This is a genomic window from Brachybacterium sp. YJGR34, assembly GCF_003347015.1.
Classification (GTDB): domain Bacteria; phylum Actinomycetota; class Actinomycetes; order Actinomycetales; family Dermabacteraceae; genus Brachybacterium.
The window spans coordinates 1-10,183 of sequence record NZ_PNFB01000038.1 but is presented as its reverse complement, the minus strand read 5'-3'; the positions used below and the strand labels follow the sequence as shown (position 1 = coordinate 10,183).

Below are 10,183 nucleotides of genomic sequence, written 5' to 3'. Positions count from 1 at the left end.
GGACCGCCTCGAGCAGCGCTGAGGCGGTCCGCGGCCGGTCCGTGCCGAACGTGAGTGCTCAGAGCGTGGCGTCGAGCGCGCCGTCCCGCAGCGCCGCCGCCATCGTGGGGGCCACGGGCAGGCGCGGGATGAGCGTGGCCTGGAAGGCGTGGTAGATATCCGGCTTGCCCGGCCAGGTCACGCCCTGCGGCTCGTTGTCCGCATCGAGCTCGTGGAACCAGGAGCCGCTGCTCGGATCCAGCAGGTAGGTGGAGATGTACTCCCACCACTGCTCGTAGAGCTCTGCCCACTTCCGCTCACCGGTGACCTGGTGCATCACCGCGGCCGCGCCGACGGCTTCGGCCGCCACCCAGTGCATGCGCTCGCGGGCCACCGGGGTCCCGTCCCAGTCCACGGTGTAGACGAAGCCGGGCGCGCCGTCGATGCCGAAGCTCGCCGCGGACTTCTCCATGAGCGCGGTCGCCGCCTCGAGCATCCACTCGGGCGCTTCGCCGTCGACCGTGAGCAGCGCGGACCGGGCGTGCAGCACCAGGCGCGCCCACTCGATCCAGTGCCCCACCGTCGCCCCGTAGGGGCGGAAGGGGTGGTTGGGCTCGTCGCGGTTGTACTCGAGCAGCGGGTTCCAGCCGATGTCGTAGTGCTCCGGCAGCGCCCAGTCGTTGGCCCGCGCGAACTCGTCGATCGCGCGGGTCATGATGCCCACCGCACGGTCCAGCCAGCGGCGCTCGCCCGTGACGTCGGCCGCGGCGAGCAGCGCCTCGACGGTGTGCATGTTCGCGTTGATCCCGCGGTACTCCTCGCAGGTGGAGAAGGAGCGGTCGAAGGTGTCCACGCTCATGCCCGCGTCCTCGTCGAAGAAGCGGGTGTCCAGCACCTCCAGCGCCTCGTCCAGCAGCTGCTGCGCGCCGGGACGGCCGGCGGCCAGCGCGGAGGAGGCGGCGAGGACCACGAAGGCGTGGGCGTAGGCCTGCTTGGAGTCGTCGACCACGGAGTCCCCGGCGACCGCCGAGAACCAGCCGCCGTGCTCGTCGTCGTGGAAGACGCCGCGCAGCGAGGCGATGCCGTGATCGGCGAAGCGGCCGAAGTCCGGCCGGCCCAGCAGGTGTCCCAGCGCGAAGCAGTGCGTCATCCGGCAGGTGATCCACAGCTCCGAGGGACGGGAGAGGTCCGGCGCTCCCTCCTCGTCGAGCCAGGCGAAGCCGCCGTCCTCACGCACGGACTCGGAGCCGAAGACCAGCAGCTCGTCGCCCTCGCTCTCGAGCCAGGAGCGGTGCGAGGGCCGGTCCAGCCACGGCACGTGCGGCCGCGGCGCGGCCGGAGCGGTCGCGATGGGGCCGGTCCCGGTCAGCTCGTAGGACCGCGCGGCCTGCTGGGCCTGCGCGGTGGTGGGGCCGGGCTCGTCGACCAGCAGCACCTCGCGGTAGTACTTGAGCTCCTGGATCGACTCGCGGATGTCGGCGAGCGCGCGGTGACCTCCGTGCTTGGCCGGGATGTTGTAGTACACCCGCGGGAACCAGCGCTTGGCGAGCTCCTTGAGGCTCGAGACGTCGATGGTGCGGTAGGAGAGCCAGCCGGCGAACTCCGGGACGTCGCGATCCAGGAAGACGCGATCGGTGCCCACGCTGTTGCCGGCCAGCGGCGCCCTGCCCGGCTCGGGGCAGTACTCCTGGACGTACGCCAGGCACTGCGCCTGCGCCTCCTCGAGAGTGGTCCCGCCCTCGAGCTCCTCGAGCAGGCCGGAGACGGTGTGCATGTTCACCACGAAGGGGTCCATGCCCTCGAGCGACGCGGCGGGCGGACGGATGACGACGTCGACCCCGTCCCCGAGGATGTTCAGATCGGCGTCGGTCACGAGCACGGCGATCTCGACGAGCGCATCGCGCTCCTTGTCGAGGCCGGTCATCTCGCAGTCGACCCAGATGATGCGGTCGTTGATGGCACGAGTGGAGCTAGAGGTCACGCCTGCAAGGTTATCGCGCCGGCACCGCCGGGGTGGCTAGTCTCGAGGGGCACCCGGTGGGCATCGTCGCCCGCCCCGCAGACCGGAGGGGTCCCACCTGTGAACATGTACCTGCGAGTGCTCTGGCTCATGATCCGCGTGCGTCTGCGCCCGCGCCTGAGCCTCTGGGACACCGCCCACACCCCCTTCCGGGTGGGGCTCGCGGATCTGGACCTCCAGCGTCATATGAACAACGGGCGCTTCCTTTCCCTCATGGACCTCGGGCGCATGGATCTCATGGTCCGCTCCGGGTTCTGGGCGAGGGTCCAGGAGAAGGGCTGGTACCCGGTGGTGGCGGGCCAGACCATCACCTACCGTCGCTCGCTCACGTTGGGCCAGAGGTTCGACCTCGCCTCCCGGGTGCTCGGAGTCGACGACCGGTGGATCTACATGGAGCAGGTGTTCCGGGTGGGTCCCGAGATCCACGCCGAGGCGGTGGTCCGGGCGCGATTCCTGCGCACGGAGGGCGGATCGGTCGACGTGCGCGAGGTGCTGGAGGTGTCCGGTCCGCTGCCGGCGGACCGCGTCGTGCCGGAGTGGGTGGCGGAGTGGAACCGCGGCTCCTCCGCGCGCCGCACGGCGGGCTGAGGAGCATCTCGCCCACGCGGTGCTGCCCCCGGACTCCACGCCGCGGGCCCGGAATCCCTGGTCAGCGGCGAGGTCGCCGGAATCCTCCTCGAGTCCGGCGCAGCCGGGGGCCGATGGTCGCGGACGACCGGCAGCCGACGGGCGGGCCCGGTCCTTCAGCGTGAGGAACCGCCTGCGGCCTGGCGACGCCGCAGCTCCTCGACGCCGCTGAGAACCAGCAGGACCGCGACGACGGCCAGCAGGATCCACTGCTCGAGGACCACCGCGAGGATCCCGGCGAGCAGCAGCGCGGCGAGGTACACCACGTTCAGCACTCGTAGCGAGACCCCGAGCACCTGCGCGCCCAGCGGGGTCCGGGCCAGACGCAGCCCGAGCAGCAGCGCGATCGCCCCGAACGCGAGCACCTTGAGGATCATGCGGGATCTCCTCGCGCGGTCGACGGCAGGCGGCGGTTCCGGCGCCGCGACGGTGACCGGAGTACCCGGTGGACTCTACCCGCCGGGCTCCGGGGCCTCACAGGCCGTCGCGGTCGTGCCAATGCTCCTGCCAGCGCCAGTCGATCGGGTCGGAGGTGCGCTGGTAGCGGATGTCGGTGGACAGGCGCATCACGTCGCCGTCGTCCACATTGTCGGTCGCGGCGTGGATGATGTGCGCCGAATGCACCACCACGTCCCCGGCCCGGTAGTCGGCCACCAGCCACCGGGCGTTGCGCTTCCCGGCCAGACCCGGAAGATCCGCTGTGATCGAGGCCGCCGGAGCCTTCAGCCGGCCCTCGGCCTCCTCCTTCAGCACTCTGTGATGGCTGTGCTCGAGGTAGGTCAGCCCGCCACGGGACAGCGGGCAGTCGCCCAGCGGGATCCATGCCGAGAGCACTCTGTCCGTTCCCTCGCGCAGGTAGACTAGGTCGTAGTGCGCCTGGGTGGCGGTGCCGATCCCGTTCTCCCCAGGGCGGGTGTGGCGGATGATCCTGCGCCGATGCAGATGGATCTCGTCCTCGAGCATCCAGACGAACCACTCGTGGATCCGCGGGTCCGTGCACAGGCGGCGGTACTGGTGGGACGGCACGATCTCGCGAAAGAGCCGCTCGCGCAGCAGGCCGCGATCCACGGGGCCGATCCCCTGCAGCCCGTCCTCCGGGCAGCTGCCGGGCCGGAGCAGGCCGGTGTCGGCGAGTCGGTCGAAGTAGTAGCGCCGGAAGGCGAGGACGCTGTCCGGGTCGAGGAAGCCCGTGAGGTAGAGGTACCCGTCGCGGCGCAACCTCTCCCACAGCGCCGCGCGATCCTCCCGCTCACCTGCGGGCACCGGCTCGAGCCGGCCCATCCGACGCGCGTCCTCGCTGAGCACATAGCCGTTCGATGTGAGCATGCGTCCAGTCTCCGCGGGCCGTGAGGCCGGGCCAAGGACGGGATGACACCGGGAACCAGGACTATCGTGACGCCATGGACCGATCGCGGCCGACAGCCTGGGCGCACTACCTGCCCGCCTCGGCAGAGTTGCGCGAGACCGGACTGACGTGCCGCGGCGTCGGCGAGCAGTCCGGGCAGCTCGCGCCGCTCGGGCCGCGGGTTCTCTCCCCGCACGCCCTGGTCCTGATCTCCGCGGGGTCCGGGAGCTTCCACGACGGGACGCGGTCTCACCCGGTGCGGGCCCCGGCCTGGATCTGGCTGGCCCCGGGAGTGCCCCACGCCTACGCCCCCGACGCCGTCGGGTGGACGGAGCACTGGGTGCTGTTCGAGGGAGCTGGGGCGCGCACCTACCGTTCCCACGGCCTGCACGGGACGGGGCACGTGCTGGGGGAGGGGAGCCTGGAGAAGGCCGAGCGGGAGGAGATCTTCGTCGGGCTGCACCGCGTGGGCCGCACGCCCGGACGGCGCGCGCAGCTGGTCGCCGCATCCTTGGTCCATCGACTGCTCGGTGCCCTGCTCGACGGTGTCGAAGAGGAGGACTCCTCCGTGCTGCGCACCCTCGCCGCGACCGCCACGGAGGACCTCTCGGTCGCGCGGCGCGCCGCGCTGTGCGGACTGAGCCCGCGCCGGCTGCGCGAGGAGGTCCGGCGGAGCACCGGCCTCACACCCCACGAGGTCGTGCTCGCCACGCGGCTCGCACGAGCCCAGGAGCTGCTGGCTCGCAGCGAGCTGTCCGTCGGCCAGATCGGGAGGGAAGTGGGGATCGATGATCCCTCGTACTTCTCCCGCCTGTTCCTGCGCAGGGTCGGGCTCTCCCCTCGGGAGTTCCGCCGCCAGCAGCAGCGCCGCGACGGCGGGTAGGGCGATCGAGCGGGTGCCCCCAGCAGGACTCGAACCTGCAACCTACGGATTAGAAGGCCGTTGCTCTATCCATTGAGCTATGGAGGCTGACGGCCCACGAGTCTACCGACCCTCGCGAGCACCTCCGCGCCGCGTCACCGTCCATGGAACCGCAGGCTCTTGGGCGAGCGGGAGAACCCGGCCTCCAGCAGGGCCGCGACCGCGCGCCGCATCGAGGCGGGCTGTTCGGCCTCGGCCGTGGTGACGGCGATCCCGTCGATCCGCTCGATGGACACCCGGCCCAGCCGGTCCTGGGCGGCCGCTCCGGCGAGCGCTCGTGCGGCGGTCCCGTCGGCCCCGCCTTCATGCCCCGTCCACCAGTGCAGCGACGCCCCGCCGGCATCGAGGAAGGCCGCCGCGGCGCCGTCCACGATCACGACGTGCGCACCGGCGCGCCGCTGCGGCCGGCCGGTTCCCTCGGTGTCGGGCCAGGGCAGGACGGCGCCGAAGGGATTGGCGGGATCAATGGCGGCGAGCACCACGGGGTCACGCGGCGGCGGTTCGGCGCGCAGCAGGTCGACGGCGGCGGCCTGGGCGAACTGCGCGGCGCCGAGACCCTCGACGAAGTACCCCCGGCGCACGGCCCCGGAGTCCTCGAGGTCCGACAGCTCACGGAACACCGAGGACCAGCCGCCGGGGACGCCCTCCTGGGCGACTGCGCCTCGGGTGAGCAGGCCGTGGCGGTCCACCAGCAGGGCGACCCGGGCCGCGCGCCGCGCCGCGGGATCTGCATCGGGCACGCGCACCGCGCTCCAGCGCCCCAGCGCCGCATTTCCCGTGAGGGAGGCGAGGGCGCTGTCCTCGGTCTCGGCGCGCAGCAGCGCGGCGGAGAGGCGTGCCGCGCCGCGTCGGCCGCGCCGGGAGGCGCTGCGGCCGCGGCGTCCGGCCCCGGAACGGCTCGGCGCCGACGTCGTCGCCGGCCGGGCGCCCCGGCGACGTCCGGGCAGCGCCGCGAGAGCGTCCGGGGTGGCCAGCCCCGCGAGCGCCAGCTCCTCGAGCGCCTCGGCGACCTCGGCGAGGGCGAGCGTGCGCTCCTCGCCGCGGCGTCGTCGCACGGCGGCGGCGAGGTCGGTCAGCCGCACCGGGCCGACGGCATCCTCCAGCGCCTCGAGCACCTGGTGCGCCAGGGACCCCGCGGGCAGGGCCGCGCGCCGCGAGCGCTGCTCCTCGGCATCCACGGCGAGGGCGAGGGCTCCCTCCAGGTGCAGGCGCAGCAGCGGGTCCTTCGCCGCACCCCCGCCGGAGCGGACGGTGAGCACGACCTCCCCGCGGGAGAGCGCCTCGTCGAGCAGCGTGTCCGCGGACGGCCCGAGCCGGACACGCAGCAGATCCCGCCGCCAGATGTCCAGCGGGGCCTCGAGCCCGGTGAGCTGGTCGATCACCTCGGCGAGGGCGTCCCCGCCCTGCTCCTCGGCATCGAGCAGGTCCTCCTCGGTGCCGCCGGGCCCCCGGTCCTCGCCAATGCCGTGCCAGGCCAGAGTGAAGCCGGTGAAGGCGGCGGGGGAGACCGGGGCGATGTCCTGCCGGGACGCGGCCAGCGAGGCGCGGCGCAGCCGCCGGAGGATCCCGGCATCGACCCACTCGTCCTCGGTGCGGCCGGGGAGGAAGCCGCCCTTGGCCAGCACCCGGCGGGCCGACAGCTCGGCGAGTGCATCGCGGGCCGTCGCCGGGGGCAGGGGCAGGTCCTCGATCAGCTCCTCCGCGGTGAAGGGACCGCGGGAGCGGGCCCAGCGGGCCACCGCCTGCACGGCCGCCTCCTCCACGGGCTCGAGGTGCGCGGGGGCCAGGGTGTCCTCGGCCCCGGCGGGCAGCACCGCGGCGCCGGCCGCGTCCCGCCACAGCCCGGCCTCCTCGACCAGCGCGAGCCGGTCCTCTTCGTGCCAGTGCAGGCGCAGCACGCGGCCGGACTCCTCGAGGGTGCGGATCGCTGCCTCGGAGCGAGGCCCGGCATGGTCCACCGCGCGGCCGTCCACCTCGCCGCGGGAGCCGTCGGACCCGTCGCCGGGATCCTCGGCCGACGACTCCGCGCGCACCCACCGCCCCAGTACCTGCCCCGGCGTCAACGGGCCCAGCCGGCGCAGGGCATCGGCGAGGTCCTCGGCGTCGCGGATCGCCCGCTCGGGGCTCAGCAGCTGCGCGTCGGCGCACACCCGCGCCACCGCCTCCGGCACCAGCAGGTCGCGCAGCGAGACCGTGCCCAGCAGCTCGGCGAGCACCGACTGATCCAGGGTCAGCGCCGCAGTGCGGCGCTCGGCCAGCGGTGCGTCGGCGTCGTAGAGGAAGGTGCCCTCGTAGCCGAACATCACCGCCCGCGCCATCGGGCTGGGCTGATCGACGTCGACCTCCTGGACCTGCACCTGCCCGGTCTCGAGCGCTTCGAACAGCGCGGCCAGGGAGGGGAGGTCGTACTCGTCCAGCAGGCATTCCCGCGCCGCCTCGAGCATCATCGGGAAGTCCGCATGGTCCCGGGCGGCATCGAGCAGGGTCGCGGAGCGCTGTCGCTGCTGCCACAGCGGCGCCCGGGCGGTGGGGACGCGGCGCGGCAGCAGCAGCGCCCGGGCGGAGCACTCCCGGAACCGGGACGCGAACAGCGCGGAGGAGCCCACCAGGTGCTGCACGGTCTGCTCGATGACCTCGGAGGAGAACAGCACCAGCTCGGCGCCCGGCGGAGCGGCGCCCTGCGGCAGGCGCAGCACGATCCCGTCGTCGGAGGCGACGACCTGCACCTGCGAGGTGCCCTGCTCCCGGAGCCGGTCGCTGATCGCCAGCGCCCAGGGCCCGGTGACCCGGCGTCCCAGCGCGCAGTGCACGACCACACGCCAGTCGCCGAGGTCGTCCACGAAGCGCTCGATGACCAGCCGCGAGCTGCCGGGCACCACACCGGCGGCCATCACCTGCCGCTCCAGCAGCAGGTGGACCTGGGCGCGGGCGAACTCGTCGAGCCCCAGCGCCGCCAGAGATGCCTCGCGCTCCGCGGCGCTCTGAGCGGCCAGCTCCTCGAGATAGTCGCCGACGGCCGCGCCGAGCGTGGGCGGTCGGGTCGCGCCGTCGCTGTGCCAGAACGGGATCCGGCCGGCGAAGCCCGGCGCGGGGGAGACCGTGACCCGCTCGTGGGTGATCTCCTCGACCCGCCAGCTGGAGGTGCCCAGCGTGATCACGTCTCCGCGGCGGGACTCGTAGACCATCTCCTCGTCGAGCTCTCCCACTCGGCGCGCCTGCTCCTGACCGGCCTCGAGGAACACCGGGAACAGCCCGCGGTCCGGGATCGTGCCCGCATTGGTGACCACCAGGCGCTGCACGCCGGGGCGGGCGGTGAGCACGCCGCGGTCGCGGTCGTGGATCAGGCGCGGCCGCAGCTCGGAGAAGGCGGTGGAGGGGTACCGGCCGCTGAGCATGTCGGTGACCGCGTCGAAGGCGCTGCGCGGGAGCTCGGCGTAGGGGCTGGCCGAGTGCACGATCGCCAGCCACTGCTCGACCTCCAGCTCCTCGAGCGCGGCGGCGGAGAGGGTGTGCTGGGCGAGGACGTCGAGCGCGTTGCGCGGCACGTCGAGCGGCTCGAGCCGGCCCGCGAGCGCCTCGCGCACCATGAGCGCCGAGTGGACCACGTCCAGGGGATGCAGGGGATGCAGCCGACCCCGGGACACGTCGCCCACGCCGTGCCCGGCGCGCCCCACCCGCTGCAGCAGGGAGGCGACGTCGAAGGGGGAGGAGACCTGGAGGACGCAGTCCACGGCCCCCATGTCGATGCCCAGCTCGAGCGTGGAGGTCGCGACCACACAGCGCAGCGTCCCGGCCTTGAGCAGGTCCTCCGTCTGCCGCCGCGCCTCCTTCGACATCGAGCCGTGGTGGACGCGGGCGATCTCGGCTGCCCCGTCCTCCGCCGCCCCGCCGTCCGGGGCCCCCTCGTGCGCCCGGCCCAGCCGACGATGGAGGGTGTTGAGCCGCTCCGTGATCCGCTCCGCCTGCCGGCGCGAGTTCGAGAAGACGATGGTGGAGCGGTGCGCCTCGACCTCGGCCAGCAGCGCCCGCTCGACGTGGGGCCAGATGGTGCCGCTGACGTCCTCCTCGTCGACCGCATCGTGCGGCGGCGCGACATCATCCATGTCCGGCACGGGCACGGTGACCCCGAGGTCCCACTGCTTGGAGCCGGCGGGGGAGACCACCCGCACCTTCGTGTCGGTGGGCCCGAGGAAGCGCGCCACCTCCGCGGCCGGCTCGACGGTCGCCGAGAGCCCCAGCCGCTGTGGCCGGGACCGCCCTTCCTTCCCGCGGCCGATCAGCGCATCGAGCCGCGCGAGCGACTCCTTCCCGCGGCCGATCAGCGCATCGAGCCGCGCGAGCGACAGTGCCAGGTGCACTCCGCGCTTGGAGTCCGCGACCGCGTGGACCTCGTCGACGATCACCGTCTCGACATCCAGCAGCGTCTCGCGCGCCGCCGAGGTCAGCATGAGGAACAGCGATTCCGGCGTGGTGATGAGGATGTCCGGGGGATGGGCGATCAGACGCCGACGTTCCTGCGGCGGGGTGTCCCCGGAGCGCACGCCCACCCTCACCGGGGCCGCCTCCGTCCCGTCCTCGGCGGCCTGCGCGGCGATGCCCGCGAGGGGCCGGCGCAGATTGCGCTCGACGTCCACGCCCAGCGCTTTCATGGGCGAGATGTACAGGACGCGGGTGCGCTCCTGCTCCGCCTCCGCGGGGGTGCGGGAGAACATCAGGCCGTCGAGCGCTCGCAGGAAGGCCGCGAGCGTCTTGCCCGATCCCGTGGGCGCGATGACCAGGGCGTCCTCGCCCGATGCCACGGCGTCCCAGGCGCCGCGCTGCACCGCCGTGGGAGGCCCCAGCACGGTGGAGAACCACGTCCGGGTGGCGGCGTGCAGGGAGGACGGCAGGGGCGGAGCGCCGCTCGTGCCGGATGGACGGTCGGGCGGCGTGCTGCCCGGGCGGATCCTGCCCTCCGAGGCGGGCGCCCGGCGGCCGGGCGGGTCGTGGTCGCTCACGGTGCCATTGTTCCTCGCGGGGCCGACGGACGGAGCGAGATCGACGCGACGGCTCCGTCCCCGCCCGGCGCCCCGTGACCCACCTGGCGAAAGGTGCAAGGATGGTCGCGCGGTGCGCCGGTCGCGGTGCGCGCGAGACGAATGACCGTCGACAGAAAGGGAACGCCATGGCGGACTACACGCTTCCGGATCTCGATTACGACTACGGGGCGCTGGATCCCTCGATCTCGGGCCGGATCATGGAGCTGCATCACTCGAAGCATCATGCGACGTATGTGAAGGGTGCGAATGCG

At 73.4% G+C, this 10,183-nt stretch carries 6 protein-coding genes, 1 tRNA gene and 1 pseudogene; 3 read left to right on the top strand and 5 right to left on the bottom strand.

Annotated features, from left to right (window positions below; genetic code table 11):
- Positions 1–58: 58 nt before the first annotated feature.
- Positions 59–1,960: an oligoribonuclease gene (gene orn / locus CXH06_RS18830; RefSeq protein ID WP_114856617.1), complete on the bottom strand. Its 1,902-nt coding sequence runs from the start codon at positions 1,958–1,960 to the stop codon at positions 59–61.
- A 105-nt stretch (positions 1,961–2,065) separates the two neighbouring features.
- Between orn and CXH06_RS18190 the strand changes: the two genes are divergently transcribed.
- A complete protein-coding gene (locus CXH06_RS18190) occupies positions 2,066–2,587 on the top strand; it encodes an acyl-CoA thioesterase (RefSeq protein ID WP_114856616.1) in 522 nt (173 codons plus the stop codon).
- A 155-nt stretch (positions 2,588–2,742) separates the two neighbouring features.
- On the opposite strand, the gene CXH06_RS18185 is transcribed toward CXH06_RS18190, so the two are convergent.
- Entirely contained in the window at positions 2,743–3,003 is a 261-nt protein-coding gene (locus tag CXH06_RS18185; RefSeq protein WP_114856615.1) for a hypothetical protein, read from the bottom strand.
- Positions 3,004–3,100: 97 nt separating this feature from the next.
- Positions 3,101–3,952 (bottom strand): phytanoyl-CoA dioxygenase family protein, encoded by an 852-nt coding sequence (locus CXH06_RS18180; RefSeq protein WP_114856614.1) that lies wholly within the window; start codon positions 3,950–3,952, stop codon positions 3,101–3,103.
- Between the two features lie 74 nt (positions 3,953–4,026).
- Here CXH06_RS18180 and CXH06_RS18175 point away from each other — a divergent pair, with 74 nt between their 5' ends.
- A complete protein-coding gene (locus CXH06_RS18175; protein ID WP_114856613.1) occupies positions 4,027–4,854 on the top strand; it encodes an AraC family transcriptional regulator in 828 nt (275 codons plus the stop codon).
- A 14-nt stretch (positions 4,855–4,868) separates the two neighbouring features.
- On the opposite strand, the gene CXH06_RS18170 is transcribed toward CXH06_RS18175, so the two are convergent.
- Both CXH06_RS18170 and CXH06_RS18165 read right to left on the bottom strand, forming a co-directional pair.
- Positions 4,869–4,941: transfer RNA gene (locus CXH06_RS18170), tRNA-Arg, on the bottom strand.
- A gap of 47 nt (positions 4,942–4,988) precedes the next feature.
- Positions 4,989–9,890, bottom strand: coding sequence for a DEAD/DEAH box helicase (locus CXH06_RS18165; RefSeq protein WP_232820426.1), 4,902 nt, complete (start codon positions 9,888–9,890; stop codon positions 4,989–4,991).
- Positions 9,891–10,057: 167 nt separating this feature from the next.
- Here CXH06_RS18165 and CXH06_RS18160 point away from each other — a divergent pair.
- Positions 10,058–10,183 (top strand): annotated as a pseudogene (locus CXH06_RS18160) (superoxide dismutase); the annotation flags it as partial.